Origin of the sequence: Micromonospora sp. S4605, from assembly GCF_003176715.1 — a bacterium.
GTDB classification, from domain to species: domain Bacteria; phylum Actinomycetota; class Actinomycetes; order Mycobacteriales; family Micromonosporaceae; genus Micromonospora; species Micromonospora echinaurantiaca.
Genome location: NZ_QGSW01000221.1, coordinates 1 through 16,466, shown reverse-complemented (window position 1 = coordinate 16,466; position 16,466 = coordinate 1). Strand labels below are relative to the sequence as shown.

At 73.7% G+C, this 16,466-nt stretch carries 18 protein-coding genes and 1 tRNA gene; 3 read left to right on the top strand and 16 right to left on the bottom strand.

The annotated features are described in order from the left end of the window. The 3 genes from DLJ47_RS18825 to DLJ47_RS18815 all read right to left on the bottom strand — a co-directional run. A partial coding sequence (locus DLJ47_RS18825) for a serine/threonine-protein kinase (RefSeq protein ID WP_446723582.1) occupies positions 1–1,111 on the bottom strand: 1,111 nt, incomplete at its 3' end. A 222-nt stretch (positions 1,112–1,333) separates the two neighbouring features. Beyond that, positions 1,334–2,101 (bottom strand): enoyl-CoA hydratase/isomerase family protein, encoded by a 768-nt coding sequence (locus DLJ47_RS18820; RefSeq protein WP_109901253.1) that lies wholly within the window; start codon positions 2,099–2,101, stop codon positions 1,334–1,336. A 115-nt stretch (positions 2,102–2,216) separates the two neighbouring features. After that, the gene (locus DLJ47_RS18815) at positions 2,217–4,610 is read right to left on the bottom strand and encodes a M4 family metallopeptidase (protein ID WP_109901252.1); all 2,394 of its coding nucleotides are present in this window, start codon (positions 4,608–4,610) and stop codon (positions 2,217–2,219) included. 161 nt (positions 4,611–4,771) lie between these two features. Here DLJ47_RS18815 and DLJ47_RS35815 point away from each other — a divergent pair, with 161 nt between their 5' ends. Then, a complete protein-coding gene (locus DLJ47_RS35815) occupies positions 4,772–5,329 on the top strand; it encodes a protealysin inhibitor emfourin (protein WP_158289840.1) in 558 nt (185 codons plus the stop codon). A gap of 143 nt (positions 5,330–5,472) precedes the next feature. Here DLJ47_RS35815 and DLJ47_RS18805 read toward each other — a convergent pair whose 3' ends face one another. From DLJ47_RS18805 to DLJ47_RS18780, 7 genes are all read right to left on the bottom strand, one after another. Continuing rightward, a complete protein-coding gene (locus DLJ47_RS18805; protein WP_109901255.1) occupies positions 5,473–6,102 on the bottom strand; it encodes a histidine phosphatase family protein in 630 nt (209 codons plus the stop codon). A gap of 66 nt (positions 6,103–6,168) precedes the next feature. Next, the gene (locus DLJ47_RS18800) at positions 6,169–6,681 is read right to left on the bottom strand and encodes a DUF998 domain-containing protein (protein ID WP_158289839.1); all 513 of its coding nucleotides are present in this window, start codon (positions 6,679–6,681) and stop codon (positions 6,169–6,171) included. Beyond that, positions 6,678–6,833 (bottom strand): hypothetical protein, encoded by a 156-nt coding sequence (locus DLJ47_RS35810; RefSeq protein ID WP_158289838.1) that lies wholly within the window; start codon positions 6,831–6,833, stop codon positions 6,678–6,680. The genes DLJ47_RS18800 and DLJ47_RS35810 overlap by 4 nt, the downstream gene beginning before the upstream one ends. Before the next feature lie 10 nt (positions 6,834–6,843). Next, positions 6,844–7,263, bottom strand: a complete 420-nt coding sequence (locus DLJ47_RS18795) for a VOC family protein (protein WP_109901250.1) — start codon at positions 7,261–7,263, stop codon at positions 6,844–6,846. A 35-nt stretch (positions 7,264–7,298) separates the two neighbouring features. After that, positions 7,299–7,700, bottom strand: a complete 402-nt coding sequence (locus DLJ47_RS18790; protein WP_199235898.1) for a helix-turn-helix domain-containing protein — start codon at positions 7,698–7,700, stop codon at positions 7,299–7,301. Between the two features lie 189 nt (positions 7,701–7,889). Further along, positions 7,890–8,342: a GNAT family N-acetyltransferase gene (locus DLJ47_RS18785; protein WP_233257891.1), complete on the bottom strand. Its 453-nt coding sequence runs from the start codon at positions 8,340–8,342 to the stop codon at positions 7,890–7,892. A 268-nt stretch (positions 8,343–8,610) separates the two neighbouring features. Then, positions 8,611–9,015, bottom strand: coding sequence for a nuclear transport factor 2 family protein (locus DLJ47_RS18780; protein WP_109901248.1), 405 nt, complete (start codon positions 9,013–9,015; stop codon positions 8,611–8,613). Between the two features lie 129 nt (positions 9,016–9,144). Here DLJ47_RS18780 and DLJ47_RS18775 point away from each other — a divergent pair, with 129 nt between their 5' ends. Continuing rightward, a complete protein-coding gene (locus tag DLJ47_RS18775; protein ID WP_109901247.1) occupies positions 9,145–9,963 on the top strand; it encodes a helix-turn-helix transcriptional regulator in 819 nt (272 codons plus the stop codon). Between the two features lie 66 nt (positions 9,964–10,029). Here the strand turns inward: DLJ47_RS18775 and DLJ47_RS18770 are convergent, their stop codons facing one another. The 4 genes from DLJ47_RS18770 to DLJ47_RS18755 form a co-directional block, all read right to left on the bottom strand. Then, positions 10,030–10,293, bottom strand: coding sequence for a sigma factor (locus DLJ47_RS18770; RefSeq protein ID WP_233257890.1), 264 nt, complete (start codon positions 10,291–10,293; stop codon positions 10,030–10,032). 84 nt (positions 10,294–10,377) lie between these two features. Further along, positions 10,378–11,334 carry a CU044_5270 family protein gene (locus DLJ47_RS18765; RefSeq protein ID WP_109901245.1) on the bottom strand — a complete coding sequence of 319 codons (957 nt, stop codon included), beginning with the start codon at positions 11,332–11,334 and terminating at the stop codon, positions 10,378–10,380. Continuing rightward, entirely contained in the window at positions 11,327–11,869 is a 543-nt protein-coding gene (locus tag DLJ47_RS18760; RefSeq protein WP_199235899.1) for an RNA polymerase sigma factor, read from the bottom strand. The genes DLJ47_RS18765 and DLJ47_RS18760 overlap by 8 nt, the downstream gene beginning before the upstream one ends. A gap of 287 nt (positions 11,870–12,156) precedes the next feature. After that, a tRNA-Thr gene (locus tag DLJ47_RS18755) sits at positions 12,157–12,233 on the bottom strand. A gap of 343 nt (positions 12,234–12,576) precedes the next feature. On the opposite strand from DLJ47_RS18755, the gene DLJ47_RS18750 reads away from it, so the two are divergent. Beyond that, positions 12,577–13,668 (top strand): ABC transporter ATP-binding protein, encoded by a 1,092-nt coding sequence (locus tag DLJ47_RS18750; RefSeq protein ID WP_109901243.1) that lies wholly within the window; start codon positions 12,577–12,579, stop codon positions 13,666–13,668. Positions 13,669–13,731: 63 nt separating this feature from the next. On the opposite strand, the gene rlmB is transcribed toward DLJ47_RS18750, so the two are convergent. Together rlmB and cysS are read right to left on the bottom strand one after the other, a co-directional pair. Continuing rightward, positions 13,732–14,862, bottom strand: a complete 1,131-nt coding sequence (rlmB, locus tag DLJ47_RS18745; RefSeq protein ID WP_109901242.1) for a 23S rRNA (guanosine(2251)-2'-O)-methyltransferase RlmB — start codon at positions 14,860–14,862, stop codon at positions 13,732–13,734. After that, complete coding sequence (gene cysS / locus DLJ47_RS18740; RefSeq protein ID WP_109901241.1) at positions 14,862–16,277, bottom strand: cysteine--tRNA ligase; 1,416 nt, start codon at positions 16,275–16,277, stop codon at positions 14,862–14,864. The genes rlmB and cysS overlap by 1 nt, the downstream gene beginning before the upstream one ends. Positions 16,278–16,466 lie beyond the last annotated feature (189 nt).

Below are 16,466 nucleotides of genomic sequence, written 5' to 3'. Positions count from 1 at the left end.
CCCGGGCGTCGGCGGTGACCGGCAACGCGACGGCGGCCGTTCCGCTGGTGGTCGCGCCGCTCTGCGGCTGGCCGTCCGGTGCGGGCCGCACGGACGGGTCGCCGAGGGTGCCGGCGAGGCCCACCGCGGCCACCACCGCGGTGCCCACGGCCAGCACGAGCCGCCCGCCGAGCCGGGTGGCCCGCCGGCCGGGCTGACCGGTGGCCGCGGCCGGGGCGCCGGGCGGGCGCACCGTTGGCCGGTCCGCCCCGGACCGCTCCGGTGCCGGCTGGTCGGCCGCGACCGGGTCCGGCTCGGCCATCCGGACCACCGCCGCGGCGAGCACCCGGGCCGCCTCGGCGGCCGGCGGCCGGTCCAGCGGGTCCTTGGCCACGCACCGCCGGTACAGCCGGTCCACCTCGGCCGGCACCCCGGCCACCGCCGGCAGCGGGCCCGGCTCGGCGTACGCGTGCGCGCGCAGCGTCCCGGTGTGGGTCGCCATCTGCCAGGGCAGCCGGCCGACGAGCACCCGGTGCAGGAGCAGCCCGAGCGCGTAGACGTCGGAGGCCGGCAGCACCTCGCCGGCGTCGAGCCGCTCCGGGGCGAGGTAGGCCGGGGTGCCCAGCAGTCGGCCCTCGAAGTCGATCTCCGGTGCGCCGGCGATTGCGGCGATGCCGAAGTCGAGCACCTTCGCCCCGGTCTGGGTGAGCATCACGTTGCCCGGCTTGACGTCCCGGTGCACCAGGCCGAGGGCGTGCGCGGCAGCGAGGGCGGCCGCCACCTCGGCGCAGACCCGCAGGGCGGCCCGGGGCGGCAGCGGCCCGTCGGCGAGCCGCTGTTCGAGCGTACGGCCGGTGAGCAGCTCCATGACCACGAACGGGACCTGCTCGCCCGCCAGCGACGACTCGCCGTAGTCGTAGACGTTGGTGACGTTCGGGTGGGACATCCGGGCCGCCGCCTTCGCCTCCGCCCGGATCCGCCGTCTGGCCACCGCGTCGGAGCCGACCAGCACCTTGACCGCCACGTCGCGCTCCAGCACCTCGTCGTGCGCCCGGTGGACCACGGACATGCCGCCCTCGCCGAGACGCTCGCCGAGCCGGTAACGCCCGGCGAGCAACTGATCACGCTGCACGACGGACAGCCTGCCGTACCCGGCGGCCGGACACCAGCGGCCCATGGAACGTGTCCGATCGGCAGTGACCACAAGGGGATCGGCCGTCCGCTGTGGACCGGTCGCGACGGTGGCCCGGCGCCGCCTGACCATGGACCACCACGGCGCTGGCCCGCCGGGGCGGTGGACCGCCATGGGCCTGCCTGCACCCGGGCCGCGTTCCGGCTCGCAGCCGTCGAGGGGTCAGGCCCGGCCCGGTGGCGTCCAGCCGAAGCGCGGCGGGCGACGCTCGGCGAAGGCCGCCACGCCCTCGCGGGCCTCGCCGCTGTCCAGCACCTGCCGGTGCCACCAGGCGATCCGGTCCGCGTCCGCCCGGCCGTCGACGATCTCCTTGGCGGCGGTGACGGTGAGCCGCGAGCGGTCGGCGATCGCCGCGGTGAACTCGTCCACCCGGCCGGTCAGCCGGTCGACCGGCAGCACCTCGTCGACCAGGCCGATCCGCAGCGCCCGTTCGGCGTCCACCAGCTCGGCGGTGAAGAGCAGGTGCTTGGCGGCGGACGGGCCGACCAGCCCGGCCAGCCGGCGGGTGGTCGGAGTCGGGTAGACCAGGCCGAGCCGGGCGGGCGGCACGCCGAACCGGGCGTCGGCGGCGGCGATCCGCAGGTCGCAGGCGACGGCGAGCTGGCAGCCGCCGCCCACGCAGGCGCCCCGCACCGCCGCGACGGTCGGCTTGCCGAACGCCGCCAGCCGCTCCTCGGCGCGCACCGCGATGCTGGCGTCCCCGGCGGCCAGCAGCTCGTCCAGGTCGCCCAGGTCGGCGCCGGCGCAGAAGGTGCCGTCGGCCCCGGTGAGCACCAGCGCCCGGACCGCCGGGTCGGCCTCCAGGTCGTCGAGCAGCACCGGCAGCTGCCGCCACATCGCCGGGGTCATCGCGTTGCGCCGCCCCGGGTTGTGGATCACCACGGTCGCCACCGGTCCGGTCACCTGGACCACGAGTTCCGCGTCCGCCACCGTCCTGCCTCCCTCGTCCCGGTCCGGCAGACCATAACGGCGCGGGCCCGGCCGCCACCCGCGTGGGGTGGCCGCCGGGCCCGCCAGGGTCAGCCGGACTGGCGTCGCCGCCAGGTCAGCTGAGGTAGACAGCGGTGTCGTCGAGCACGAAGGAGGTCTGCAGCGAGGCGTCCTCGGTGCCGGTGAACTTCAGGGTGACCGTCTGGCCGGCGTACGGGGCCAGCGAGAAGGTCTTCCGGTCGTACCCGGTGGCGCGGTCCAGGTTCGAGTACGTGGCCAGCGTCGCCAGCACCGTCCCGGTGGAGCCGATCACCTGCACCCGCAGCGTGTCGTACGCGTTGCCGATGTTGGTCTCCGCCGAGTCGATGTGCAGCCAGTAGCTGAAGTTGTATGACGTGCAGCCCACCGGCAGGCTCACCGTCTGGGTGAGCGTGTCGGCGTGCGTGCTGCCGTAGCCGCCCAGCCAGGCGCTCCAGCTGCCGCTGTGCGCGGGCTGCCGGGTGCCGTGCTGGCCGATCACGCCGGTGGTCTGGGCCCAGCCGGTGGCGCCGGACTCGAAGCCCGGGTTGTCGAGCTGCTGCCCGGGGCTGGTGCAGCTGCCGCCGGAACCGCGCACGGTCAGCGTGTAGCTGGTGCTCCGGGTGACCGAGCCGGCCCCGTTCACCCGCACGGTGTAGACGCCGGGCGGGGTGGCGGCCGTGGTGGTGATGGTGAGCGTGGACGAGCCGCCGGAGTTCACCGTGGCCGGGCTGAACGAGGCGGTCGCCCCGCTCGGCAGGCCGGTCGCGGACAGCGTCACGGGCTGCGCCGAGCCGCTGGTGATCGTGGTGGCGACGGTGGTGGCGACGGAGCCGCCCGGGTCGACCGCGCCGGCGGTCGGCGACAGCGTGACCCCGAAGTCGCTGCCGGTGGAGCAGGCCGCGTCGTTGCCGGCCACGTTCACCGCGGTCCAGGCCGCCTGGACGGCCCGGTACTCGGTGGAGCAGCCGCCGTACAGGTCGGTCGCCGCCCGCAGGGTGTACGCCCGGGCGGTGTTCGCCGGGTTGGTGGGGTTCACGTACGACGTGTTGGAGGTGAAGTACACGTCCAGGGCCCGGAACCAGATCTTCGCCGCCTTGTCCCGGCCGATGCCGGTCATCCCGGGCGCGCTGCCGCAGACCGGCGAGAAGCCGTACGCGGTGCTGCCGGTGCGCTCGGCCAGGTTGAAGAAGAAGTGGTTGGCCACGCCGGACGAGAAGTGCACGTCCTTGTTCTTCGTGGCGGTGGACCAGCAGCGGTCGGACCAGCCGTCCAACGCCGGGTCGTACATGTACCGCAGCGGCGTGCCGTCGAGGTTGATGTTGATCTTCTCGCCGATCAGGTAGTCACCCGGGTCGGCCGTGGTGTTGGCGTAGAACTCCACCATGGTGCCGAAGATGTCGCTGCTGGCCTCGTTGAGGCCGCCGGACTCGCCGGCGTAGGTCAGGCCGCCGGGCACCACGTTGTCGGTCACACCGTGGGTCATCTCGTGCGCGGCCACGTCGAGTGAGACCAGCGGCGAGACGTTGGCGTAGCCGTCGCCGTACGTCATCCGGGCGCCGTCCCAGAAGGCGTTGTCGTAGTTCTGGCCGTAGTGCACCCGGCTGGGCACGCCGCGCCCGTCACCGAAGATGCCGTTGCGGCCGTGCACGTTCTTGAAGTAGTCGAACGTCTTCGCGGCGCCGAAGTGGGCGTCGATCGCGGCCGACTGCCGGTTGGCGTTGGCGCCGCTGCCCCAGGTGTTGTCCGCGTCGACGAACGCGGTGCACGTCGACGTGCCGTTGTTCATGTCGCAGGTGGAGCCGTTGCCGTGCGCCGGGTCGATGAGCTGGTACACGCTGCCGGTCTGGGTGGTCTCGACGCTCACCGAGCCGGCGTAGAGGCTGTGGCCGGTGCCGGCGACCGACTCGATCTCGTCGTACGTGCCGATCAGCTTGCCGGTGGTGGCGTCGGTGACGACGTGCAGCCGGGACGGGGTCTGCCCGTCCGCGGCCCAGCCGCTGACCACGGTCTCCCAGGCCAGCCGGCCGGTGCCGGAGCTGGCGTCCACGAACAGTTCCGGGGCGCCGACCGTGGTGACCTTCCCGGTGAACCGGGCACGGGCGGCCTTCTTCGCGGTCGCCGCGGAGACCTTGGCGGTGGTGCCGAGGGTCAGCGGGGCGGTCAGGCCGACCGAGGAGCCGGCGTAGCCGCCACCCGGGGCGGTGTGGATGACGAAGTCACCGCCGTGCACCCGCAGCCCCCGGTAGGTCCGGGTGTAGCGGACGTGCGCGCTGCCGTCGGCGTCCACCTTGGTGCGGTACACCTGGTAGGACTCGGCGCTGCCGCCCTGGACGGCACCTGGGTTGGCGCGCAGCGCGGCCGCCGCGCGGGCGACCGGGTTCGGCACGGGCACGGGCGCAGGGGTGGGTGCCGCCGTCGCCGGGGTGGCGACGGTCAGCAGACCGCCGGCGAGCAGAGCCGCGCCGACGGCGGCAAGGGGTCTTCTCACGTGCCCTCCTGGGCGGGGGTGGTGTGACGTGCGTGGTCGCGGATGTGGACGCGGCGACGAGTAGATCAGAAAAGGGGGAGGCCGCGCCGCCCCGGACTCCGGCCGTGCCGGGGAAACCCGGGTGACGGGAACCGCGCCGCGCCGCCACCCGTCCGACTGGCATGAGATCAGCCTCGCTGACCGGTGTCAAGATCGCGTTGGTCACCGTGCTGCTCACCGGCTGCTCGGCCGCCGAGCCCTCCCGCACCGACCACGGCCGCACCGGTGCAGCCACCCCGTCGGCCGTACCCACCACCCCGGCCGCCCCGACCGGGACGGTCGTGCCGGCTCCGAGCGGGACGGTCGCGCCGGCTCCGAGCGGGACGGTCGCGCCGGCCGCCGGCCGGGTCGTGCTCACCCGCAGCGGCGGCTTCGCGGGCCGGGGCGACACCATCACTGTCGAGCCCGACGGCCGGTGGACGGCCGTCGACCGGGCCGGGTCGCGGCGTACCGGGCGGCTGGACCGGGCCGACCTCGACCGGCTGCGCCGGCTGGTCGCCGACCCGCGGCTGCCCGCCGAAGCTGGCCGGGCGAACGTCGACACGGCGTGCCAGGACGCGTTCAGCTACCGGCTGACCGTCGACACCGTCGAGACCGGCTACGTCGACTGCCCCGCCGACGGCGCCCTCCCCGAGGTCACCAGCTCGGTGGTGGCGTTGCTGACGCGGGCCACCGGCTGATCGGTTGGTGGCGTTGCCGACGCGGGCCACCGGCTGACCCGGCGGACCGCCACCGGCCTCGGCGGCGGTCGGCCGGCCGGTGTGCGGGCCGGCCTCCACCGGTCGGTGTGCCTGGCCGGTGCCCTGCCGGCGGCGGCCAAGGCTCAGAACACGTAGTCGGCGGGCAGGCCGGTGGCGCGCAGCTCCGGCGGCAGGTGGGCGACGTCGTTGACAGCGATCAGGGTCGGCGGCACGCCGTCCCGGTAACGGAGCACCGTCAACCCGCAGTTGTGCGCGTTGAAGCCCAGCCAGCGCCGCTCCGGCGCGTCCAGCGCGTGCCGGACGAACCAGGCGATCAGGAACGTGTGGGTGACGATCAGTTCGCGTCGGTCGCCGTCGGCCGGCGCGGTGGCGAACCGGCGCAGGGCCGCCGCGGTCAGTCGCGGCCCGTCGGCCCGCTCGGCCGCGCTGAAGCCGCCCAGGAACCGGGCGTACGCCTCGGGCAGCCCGGCCGGGTCGGTGTCGTCCGGCAGGTGGTCGCCGACCTCGTCCGACGCGTACACCGGGATCCCGGGCAGGGCGGCGGCGATCAGCTCGGCGGTCTGCGCGGCCCGGGGCAGTGGGCCGTGGTGCACGGCGTCGAACGGTACGCCGCGCAGCCGCTCGCCGAGCAGCGTCGCCTGCCGGCGGCCCCGGGCGGAGAGCCCGGTCTCCGGCGGGTCGACGCCCGGCGGGGTCTGCGGGGGGCGGTCCTGCTCGCCGTGCCGGGCCAGGTAGAGCAGGCGGGTCGCCATCGCGGTCACCTCACACGGGTCGGGAGGCGCGACGGGTGCCGCGCCTCCCGATCATGACGGACGCCGTCAGCCCGTCCGCAGGGCCCGCACCAACGTCGCCGACATCCAGGCCCAGCCGACCACCGCGGCCGCCCCGAACCCGAGCATCGCTACCGGGTTGCCGGCGGTGACCATCAACGCCACCCAGGCCACCGCGAAGTACCCCCCGCTGGCGACGCTGTACGCGGCCCAGCCCCGCTCGCCCTGCCGGGCGAACCGGCGCCCGGCGACCAGGCAGGCCCCGATCAGCGCGGTGAAGGCCAGCACACCGGCGCCGAGGTGCGCCAGACCGTGCCAGCTCACCTCCCCCGGGCCGGCCGGCGTACCGGCCGGGAAGCCGTCCAGCGGGTCCGCCACGAAGACGCCGGCGAGCACCATGCCCAGGCCGTACTGACCGACGAGCCAGGGCGCGGTACGCGGCCCGAGGCCGGGGTGCGGCACCCGGCACAGCGCGGTCGCCGCGCCCAGGCAGAGCAGGCCAGCCAGGACGAAGCTGCCGATCTGGATCCAGCCCAGGTCACCGGTGCTCAGCACGCTCACCGGGTGCCGCCGGAAGTCGAGCCGTCCCGGGTCAGCCCCTGCGCCAGGGCGGTGACCACCCAGAGCGGCCCGGCCAGCGCGCCGCCGGCCAGCAGCGCCCGGTCCCAGGTTGCCCGGTCCACCGGCCGGGCGCCGACGGTCACCTCGCTCATCGGTCCGCCCCTAACCCTGCTCGTGCATCTGGCCGATGCGGATGTGGTTGCCGAACGGGTCCCGGATGCCGAAGTCGATCCCGTACGGGCGGTCGGTCGGCTCGTCGGTGATGTCCACGCCCTTGGCGACCAGGTCCGCGTACGTCTTGTGGGCGTCGTCCGTGGTGAGGAAGAGGGAGCCGCCCATCGCGCCCTTGGTGAGCAGTTCCCGGACCTGCTCGGCGGTCTTCGGGTCCAGCCGCGGCGGGCCGGGGGTCTCCAGCAGGATCTCCCGCTGCCGGTCGCCGGGGACGTTGACCGTCAGCCAGCGCATGAAACCGAGGTCCGCGTCGGTGTGCACCTCCATGCCGAGCTTGCCGATGTAGAAGTCGAGGGCCTCGTTCTGGTCGAGGACGTAGATCTGGGAGCGGGTCAGCGCGTTCATCGTCATGCCAACGACCCTAGAAGACCGCCCTGACCTGCCGCTTATCCAAAACTGCTGGGTCTGGTCCAGGCCTTGGTGAAGCAGGTCGGCACCGCCGCGGCGGGCGAGGTCCGCCGGCGGTACTCGGTGGGCGACTCGCCGACGATCTGCCGGAACGTCCGACTGAAGGTGCCCAGGCTGCCGAAGCCCACCGCGTAGCAGATGTCGGTGACGTCCCGGTCGGTCTGCAGCAGCAGGTACATCGCCCGCTCCACCCGCCGACGCTGGAGGTAGCGGTGTGGGGTCTCGCCGAAGGTGGCCCGGAAGGTCCGGATGAAGTGCGCCTCCGACACGTGCGCGATCCGGGCCAGCGCGGGGATGTCCAGCGGCTGGTCGTACGACCGGTCCATGGCGTCCCGGGCGCGCAGCATCGCCCGGTTCGACTCCTCGACCGCGCGACTCACCGGACTCCCCTCGACCGGAGCCAGGATATGCCGCCGCCGCACGGGTTTCCCGAGGTCGCCGCCGCCCTTCCCGGGACTACCGGCGTCTTCGGCGAACCGACCGCCGCCGCAGCACGAAAACGCGGCCAGGTTCGCGGCCCGGCCGGCACGGGCCGGCGGCGCGCGCTCGGGGTCAGCGCGGGTCGGCCGTCACTCCGGCTGCCAGCGGAGCCACCGCTGGTCGTGCTGGAAGCCCACCCGCTGGTAGAAGGGGATGGCCCGCTCCGTCGAGTGGACCGTGACCTGCTCCAACTCCAGCTTCGCCGCCTCGGCCAGCACGGCCTCCAGCAGGATCGCGCCGATCCCGGCGTCCCGCAGCTCCGGCACCACGTACACCGACTGGACGTCGCCGCTGCGCCGGTGCCGCCGCACCGGCGTCGGCACCCGGTCGGCCACCATCAGCCAGGCCATGCCGACCACCTCGTTGTCCACCTCGGCGAGGAAGGACAGGTGGCTGGAGCTGTGCTCGGCCGCCCAGGCGGCGAACATCGCCAGGAAGTCGGCGCGGTCCGTCCCGGTGTAGCCGCGTTCCTCGGTGACCCTCCGCCACCGCAGGCCGGCCAACGCCGCGGCGTCCGCCGCGGTCCCGCTACGTACCGTCACCCGCATCCGACGCCCCCCATCCGACCTCGACCGGTCGAGTCGCACCGTACCCGTTCCCGATCCGCGACCGTTGCCCCGGCCCGAGCGGCGGCTCCGGGCAACGCGGGCCGGGCACCCGTCGCGAACGGGTGCCCGGCCGGCTTGCGGGTGGCCCCGCCGGCCTCTCACCGGCGGCTCAGGCGCACCTCCGGCGATGGACCGGGTGGCGTCGGCCGCCACGGTGCGCCGGGTGGACCGGCGGCGGGCGCGGAGCCGGCCCCGACCGGCGTCAGTCGTGCGCGTGCGGGTCGAAGCCCTCGGGTGCCCGGTCCAGGAAGGCACTGACCGAGCTGATCCGGCCGTCCGGGTCGAACGCCAGCACGTCGGTGCCGGCCGCGAAGGGCTCCGCGCCGACCTCGATCTCCCAGCGCAGCCGGGCGCGGTCGTGGTGGATCTGGGGCTCCTCCCGGCCGCGGAACGCCACCGTGCCCATGTGCTGGGCGAACCGGTCCCGGAAGTCGATCAGCGCCTGCCGGCCGGCGAGGACGCCGACCGGGGCGTGGTACTCGATGTCGTCGGTGAAGGTCGTCGCGGCGAGGCGCTGCTGCTCCTCCGGCGTCCCGGCGTTCCAGAACCGCAGGTAGCGCTCGACGGTCGCCTCGTGCTGCCGCGACGGGGCGGTGGTCTCGGTCATGGCTGTTCCTTTCGTTGCGGTGGGTGGCACGGCGTCGGCCACACCTGAGACCCTGCGGCCGGGGACCGGCCCGCGTCGATTACCTGCGAGATCATTGCCCCGGCTACGCCGGCAGGTCAGGCTTGCGACATGACCACCACCGAACCGGTCGGGGTGCTGGTACGGCGCTGGCGGGAGCGCCGGGGCCGCTCACAGCTCGACGTGTCGCTCTCGGCCGAGCTGTCCGCCCGGCATCTGAGCTTCATCGAGACCGGGCGCGCGAACCCGAGCCGGAGCATGATCGAGCGGCTCTGCGACGAGCTCGACGTGCCGCTGCGCGAGCGCAACGCCTTCTACCTGGCCGCCGGGTTCGCGCCCGTGCACACCGAACGCGCGCTCACCGACCTCGGCGCGGCCCGGGCGGCCATCGACGCCGTACTCGCTGGCCACGAGCCCAACCCGGCGCTCGCCGTCAACGTCCGGTGGGAGCTGCTGACCGCCAACCAGGCCATGACGGCGTTCCTGCACGGCGTCCCGGCGGAGCTGCGCACACCCCCGGTCAACGTGTTGCGCGCGACCCTGCACCCGGACGGCCTGTCCCGGCAGATCCGGAACCTCGCGCAGTGGCGCGCCCAGTTGCTGCGCCGGGTGCGCCGGCAACTCGCCCGCACCGCGGCGGAGGGCCTGGCGGAGCTGCTGGCCGAGCTGGAGGCGTACCCGGTGCCGCGGGAGCCCGCCGCGAGCACCGGTGCCCGCCCGGTGGACGACCTGGTGATCCCGATGCGGCTGGCCACCGAGCACGGCGAGCTGGCCCTGCTCTACACGACGACGGTGTTCGGCTCGCCGCGGGACGTGACGCTCGACGAGATCTCCATCGAGACGTTCTTCCCGGCGAATCCGCAGACGGCGCAGATCCTCCGGAGCATGTCCGTGGCCCCGTCCGTCCCGACGACGGACGGCCGCGCCTGACGGGCACGTGCCGCCGCCGGTGTTCCTGGTGCGGTACGGCCCGCACCTCGCGCAGACCGCAGCGTCTCAGTTCCGCCCTGCCGCCCGGTACTGGTTGGCCAGCTCGGTGGCGAGCCCGTCGAGCCAGGGCCGAGCGTCGGCCTGGGTGATGTCGAACCGGTGCCGAAGACGGAACGCCGTGAGGAAGGTCTCGGCGACGAGTTCGTCTGCCGCCGGCACGCCGAGGCGTCGCGCCAGGCGACGATGGACGCGCCGCGCGTGCCGGTCGATGATCGCCGAGAAGATCTCGGGATCCTGCGCGGACCAGGCGATCAGTTCCGCGTCCGTCAACGCTCCGCCATCGGCATTCTTCGTTCGCCCTCGCCGAGGTCGCATGGTAGGCCTCTCACCCGAAGCCGGCCGCTGGGCCGGATGTCAGGCCGGCTGGCCGGCCCGGTCGACGATGGCGACGGCCAGCACGGCCGATCCTCCGGCCGGCCCGCCCACGCCGAGGAAGGTGTAGGTCCCGGGGTCGAAGACGAGCACGATTTCGCCCGGGCCGTTCGTCGACGGCCAGGTGATCCCGATGCCCGGCCGACCCGCGGCGTCCTTCGCGGACGGCACGGTTCGCAGGTCCGGCATCGTCGCCGCGGCCTCGTAGAGCGCGGCCCGGGTCCGGGGGCGTAGGTAGCCGTCAAGGTAGTAGAGGACGTCCTTGCCGAGCGCGTTGGCGTCGCCCGGTTCCCCGCTGGCGTTCGCCGTGAGGAAGGCCCGCATCGCTGCGGCGTCGGTGGGCAGGTCGGCGCGGTAGGCGGGTGCCGGGGTGCACGGCTCGGTCTGCCCCGGAACCACCCGGTTGCCCTTCAGCGCCACCGCCCGCCCGTTCCGGCAGCCGGGAACGACCAGCTCCGTACGGCCGGCGGCGGAGGTCTCGATGATCAGACCGTCCCGCGTTCCGTCCACCGACATCCAGCTCTCCCGCAGCTCAGGCCCCTCCTGGGAGCGGATGTAGACGAACTGGTCCGGCCGGGGATCGACGTCGGGCAATCGCAGCGCGGCGGCCGCCGCGTTCCGCAGCACCTGGGTGGCATCGGCCCGTGCGGGTGGCGTGCTCCCACCGAGCTGATCCGGTACGAGCACCAGTACCGAAGCGATCGCCGCCGCCAGACCCGCCGCCGCCACCCCACTGAACACCAGCCGCCGGGCCGGTCGTCGGGCCGGTCGTCGGGAGCGGGGAGGCGCCGCGAGCACGGTGGACACCGCGGGCGCCGAGGACTGCGCAGCCGTCGCGGCCATGGCGGCCGCCAACCGGCTGCGGGCCGGCTGCAACCGCTCGGCCGCCGGCAGCCCGGTCTCATCGCCGAGCTGCTGGAGCAGTCGCATCTCATCCATTTCCCAGTACCTCCTCGATCGTGCTGGCCGATGCGCCGTCCAACCGCTCACGAAGCAGCCTGCGGGCTCGGTTGAGTCGTGATCGCACGGTGCCGACCGGAATCGACAGTGCGGCGGCGACCTCCTCGTACCGGAGTTCCTCCCAGGCGATCAGCAGCACCACGTCCCGATCCCCGGCGGAGAGCCCCGCCAACGCCTCGAGGAGGGGTCGGCGTAGTGACTGCGCCGCCACCGCGGTGGTGACCCGGTTGGCGTGCGATGCCTCGCTCGTCGCGGGGACGTACGCCTGCCGCAGCCGGTACTCGCGCTCCTCGTTCCGTCGGTGCTGGCCGACGATCCTGGTGGCGATGCCGTACAGCCACGGCCGCGCGTCCGGATGGGTGGTGTCGAAGCGGTCCCGACGGCGGAACGCCGCGAGGAAGGTCTCCGCGAGCAGATCGTCCGCGGCCGGCACACCGAGGCGCCGGGCCAGGTAACGGTGGATGTGCGGCGCGTGCCGGTCGAAGATCGTCGAGAAGCTCTCCGGGTCCCGCATCGACCGCTCGATGATCGCTGCGTCCGTCAGCGCACCGACCTCGGCGTCCAACGTTGATCTGGGTTTTCTCACGCAAGGCCCCTCGCGGAGTAGGGAAGCATCACCTGTTATCCGCGCCTCGCGGCGAGACGGTTCACGGGCGGCCACCAGCGATCGCCCGGACCGTCCCGACCCGGCGAACAGATGACCGAGGGCGGATTCTCGAATCTTCGAGAACCCGCCCCGGGTGCCCCGCCGCGCGTCGTTCGGGCCGTAGCCCGGCACGCTGACGTCGAGAAGAGTGGATCTGGAGCCCCCGGCCGGGATCGAACCGGCGACATCTCGCTTACAAGGCGAGTGCTCTGGCCAGCTGAGCTACAGGGGCGTGTCGCGTCGTGGTCAGCATAGCGACCGACGCCCGAATATCCCGCTCGGCAGGCCTTGCGAGCACGGGAAACGTCAACATCCCGACGGTCTCCGGCCACCCTCGCGGCGATTGATGTCCGGACGTGCCCGACTGACCGTAATGCGGTATGTCTTCGGTCCCATCCGTCGATGCGCGCCTTGGCAGCGCCGCCAAGACCGTTTACCGTGCAGTGACACGGACGACACCCCGACCACCCCGGTGACCGGCACGTCGCCCGTTGGCCGGCACGGCACCGTGCCGGTCGCTCCTCTTCACTCGGATCGTCCGGCACGTTCCTGCCGGTGAAAGGAAGCGCTCCACCATGGCTACGGTCACCTATTCGAAGGCGTCCCGGATCTACCCGGGCACCGAGCGCCCCGCCGTCAACGCCCTGGACCTGGAGATCGGCGACGGCGAGTTCCTCGTCCTGGTCGGCCCCTCCGGTTGCGGCAAGTCCACCAGCCTGCGCATGCTCGCCGGCCTCGAGGACGTCGACGAGGGCTCGATCTACATCGACGACCGCGACGTCACCCACCTGCCGCCGAAGGCCCGCGACATCGCGATGGTCTTCCAGAACTACGCCCTCTACCCGCACATGACGGTGTACGAGAACATGGCGTTCGCGCTGAAGCTCCGCAAGACCTCGAAGTCGGAGATCGACCGGCGGGTCAAGGAGGCGGCCGCGCTGCTCCAGCTGGAGGAGTTCCTGGGCCGCAAGCCGAAGGCGCTCTCCGGTGGTCAGCGTCAGCGGGTCGCGATGGGCCGGGCGATCGTCCGCGAGCCGCAGGTCTTCCTCATGGACGAGCCGCTGTCGAACCTCGACGCGAAGCTGCGGGTGCAGACCCGTACCCAGATCGCCTCGCTGCAGGCCAAGCTCGGCGTCACCACCGTCTACGTGACGCACGACCAGGTCGAGGCGATGACCATGGGCCACCGGGTCGCGGTGCTGCTCGACGGTGAGCTCCAGCAGGTGGACACCCCGCGGGCGCTCTACGACACCCCGGCCAACGTCTTCGTCGCCGGCTTCATGGGCTCCCCGGCCATGAACATCAAGACCGTGCCGCTGAGCGACTCGGGCGCCGCGTTCGCCGAGATGAACATCCCGCTCACCCGGGAGCAGGTCGAGGCGGCCCGGGCCGAGGGGGGCGACGGCAAGGTGACCGTCGGCTTCCGGCCGGAGGACTGCGACCTGGTCAGCCCGACCGAGGGCGGCATGCCGGTCGTGGTCGAGCTGGTCGAGGACCTGGGCTCGGACGCGAACGTCTACGGCCACGCTGCGCTGGGCGGCGCTTCCGAGCGCTTCGTCGTCCGCACCGACCGTCGGACCATGCCGAACATGGGCGACACCGTGTTCGTCAAGCCGCGTGAGGGCCGTAGCCACGTGTTCAACGCGGCCACCGGCAAGCGGATCTGACGTACGACCGAAAAAGGGGGCGGCCCGCCGATCGGCGGGCCGCCCCTTTCGTCTGTCCGTGGCTCAGCTGGCCGCGCGGCGGCGCGCCACCTCGGCGAGGGTGACGGCCGCGGCGACGCTGGCGTTGAGCGACTCGACCTCGGAGACCATCGGGATGCTCACGGTGAGGTCGCAGGTCTCCCCGACCAGCCGGGACAGCCCGCGGCCCTCGGAGCCCACCACGACGACCAGCGGGCCGACGGCGGCCTCCAGGTCGTAGAGGTCGGTCTCGCCGTCGGCGTCCAGCCCGACCACCACGAACCCGGCGTCCTGGCAGGCCTTCAACGACCGGGTCAGGTTGGTCACCTGGGCGACCGGCACCCGGGCGGCCGCGCCGGCGCTGGTCCGCCAGGCGGTCGCGGTGATACCGGCGGCCCGCCGCTCCGGTACGAACACACCCTGCGCGCCGAAGGCGGCGGCGGACCGGATCACCGCGCCGAGGTTGCGCGGGTCGGTCACCCCGTCCAGCGCCACCAGCAGCGGGGCGGTCTGCTCCAGGGCCGCGGCGACCAGGTCGTCGAACGGCTCGTACGCGAACGGCGGGACCTGGAGCCCGACGCCCTGGTGCAGCACGCCGCCGGTCATCCGGTCCAGTTCGGCGCGGCTGACCTCCAGGATCGCGATGCCCCGGTCGGCGGCGGTCCGGACGATCTCGTTCACCCGGTCGTCGATGTCGATGCCCTGCGCGGTGTAGAGGGCGGTCGCCGGCACCTGGGCGCGCAGCGACTCCAGCACCGGGTTCCGGCCGACCAGCAGCTCGGGGCTGTCCTTGGCCGGGTTGAACTTGCGCCCGGGCGCGACCCGCGGGCCGCCCCGGCCGCCGCCGGCCTTGCCACCCCGGCCGGCCGCCCCGCGACCGCCCGCCGGCACGCCCCGGCCACCACCCTTGCCCCAGGTGGTGTCCTTCGTGCCGGGCTGACCGATCTTCGGGGCGCGCCCCTCCTCGGCGGCCGCCCGGCGCTCTTTCTCCTGCTTCCAGGCGGTGCGCTGGGGCAGCTTCTCGGTGCCCGAGTACGCCTTGTGCCAGGGCCGCTCGTCGGCGGGCAGGGTACGCCCGCGCCCGGCGAGGGATTCCCGGTTCTTGCCGCCGGAGCCCTTGGGGGCGCCCGCCTTCGGCGTCAGTCGCCGGCCACGGCGCTGCGAATTGCCGGCCATCAGTCCTGCTCTCCAATAGTCCAACGGGGGCCCTGGGGGGTGTCCTCGACCACCACGCCGGCCTGCTTGAGCTGGTCGCGTACCGCGTCGGCGGCGGCCCAGTCCTTGCGGCCGCGGGCCTGCGCCCGCTGCTCCAGGGCGAGCGCAACCAGCGAATCCACCACGCCGCGCAGGTCGTCGGACCGGCCGCCACCGGTCCACGCCGGGTCCAGGGGGTCGACGCCGAGGATATCCAGCATGGCGCGGACGGCGGCGAGCGTCGTGCGGACGGTCACATCGTCGCCGGCGGTCAGCGCGGTGTTGCCGTCGCGGAGCACTGCCTGGAGCACGGCCAGCGCGGCGGAGGTGTTCAGGTCGTCGTCCATGGCCGCCACGAACCCGGCCGGCAGCTCGCCGAGCTGGCCGGCGCCGACCCGCTCGGCGGCCCGCTGCACGAAGCCCTCGATCCGCCGGTACGCGGTGGCCGCCTCGCGCAGCGCGTCCTCGGAGTAGTCGATGAGCGAGCGGTAGTGCGCGGCGGCGTAGTAGTAGCGCAGCTCGATCGGGCGCACCCCGAGCGAATCCACGTACGCCAGGTCGAGGGTGTTGCCCAGCGACTTGCCCATCTTGGCCCCGCCGATGCTGAGCAGACCGTGGTGCACCCAGTAGCGGGCGAACGGCAGCCCGGCCGCCTGGGACTGGGCCAGCTCGTTCTCGTGGTGCGGGAAGGTCAGGTCGAGCCCGCCGCCGTGGATGTCGAACTCGGCGCCGAGGTAGCGCCAGCACATCGCCGAGCACTCGATGTGCCAGCCCGGCCGGCCCCGCCCCCACGGCGACGGCCAGTAGGCGTCGGCCGGCTCCTCGGGCTTGACGCCCTTCCAGAGCGCGAAGTCCCGCGGGTCGCGCTTACCCCGGTCGGGGGCGTCGCCGGCGGACTGCATGGCGTCCGGCGACTGGCCGGACAGCGAGCCGTACGCCGGCCAGGAGCTGACGTCGAAGTAGACGTCACCGGAGCCGTCGAGCGCCGGGTAGGCGTGCCCGCCGGCGATCAGCCTGGCGATCAGCTCGTGCATCTCCGGGACGTGCCCGGTGGCCCGCGGCTCGTACGTCGGCGGCAGCACGTTGAGCTCGCGGTACGCCGCGGCCAGGGTCAGCTCGTTGACGTACGCGATCGACCAGAACGGCCGTTCCTGCTCCGTCGCCTTGACCAGGATCTTGTCGTCGATGTCGGTCAGGTTGCGGATGAAGGTGACCTCGTAGCCAGAGGCCAGCAGCCAGCGGCGCAGCACGTCGTAGCTGACCCCGGAACGAAGGTGGCCGATGTGCGGCGGCGCCTGGAGGGTGAGACCACACAGGTAGACCCCCACCTTGCCGGCTTCCCGCGGGACGAAGTCCCGCACCGATCGGGTGGCGGTGTCATACAGGCGTAGCGTCACCGTACAAGGGTAGCCGTCCGGGCAGTTCCCGGGTTGGCCGGAGCCGGGCCGTACGCTGCGTGCTGTGGACACGGCGGCGCGACCCGGCGAGCCCGGCGACCTGACCACCCGGCCGGGCGGCCGGGCGGGCGGCCGAGCTGCGCCGGGCTCGACGCCCGGAACCGGCCAGCCCGGCGACCGCCCCGCCCC

Excerpts from the sequence above, each read along its gene's own strand:
- DLJ47_RS18765 (WP_109901245.1), bottom strand. The coding sequence starts at position 11,334 with ATGGATGAGATGCGACTGCTCCAGCAGCTCGGCGATGAGACCGGGCTG.
- DLJ47_RS18805 (WP_109901255.1), bottom strand. The coding sequence starts at position 6,102 with ATGGCGACCCGCCTGCTCTACCTGGCCCGGCACGGCGAGCAGGACCGC.
- rlmB (WP_109901242.1), bottom strand. The coding sequence starts at position 14,862 with ATGGCCGGCAATTCGCAGCGCCGTGGCCGGCGACTGACGCCGAAGGCG.
- DLJ47_RS35810 (WP_158289838.1), bottom strand. The coding sequence starts at position 6,833 with ATGAGCGAGGTGACCGTCGGCGCCCGGCCGGTGGACCGGGCAACCTGG.
- DLJ47_RS18750 (WP_109901243.1), top strand. The coding sequence starts at position 12,577 with ATGGCTACGGTCACCTATTCGAAGGCGTCCCGGATCTACCCGGGCACC.
- DLJ47_RS18780 (WP_109901248.1), bottom strand. The coding sequence starts at position 9,015 with ATGACCGAGACCACCGCCCCGTCGCGGCAGCACGAGGCGACCGTCGAG.
- DLJ47_RS18795 (WP_109901250.1), bottom strand. The coding sequence starts at position 7,263 with ATGACGATGAACGCGCTGACCCGCTCCCAGATCTACGTCCTCGACCAG.
- DLJ47_RS35815 (WP_158289840.1), top strand. The coding sequence starts at position 4,772 with ATGAGATCAGCCTCGCTGACCGGTGTCAAGATCGCGTTGGTCACCGTG.
- DLJ47_RS18775 (WP_109901247.1), top strand. The coding sequence starts at position 9,145 with ATGACCACCACCGAACCGGTCGGGGTGCTGGTACGGCGCTGGCGGGAG.
- DLJ47_RS18760 (WP_199235899.1), bottom strand. The coding sequence starts at position 11,869 with ATGCGGGACCCGGAGAGCTTCTCGACGATCTTCGACCGGCACGCGCCG.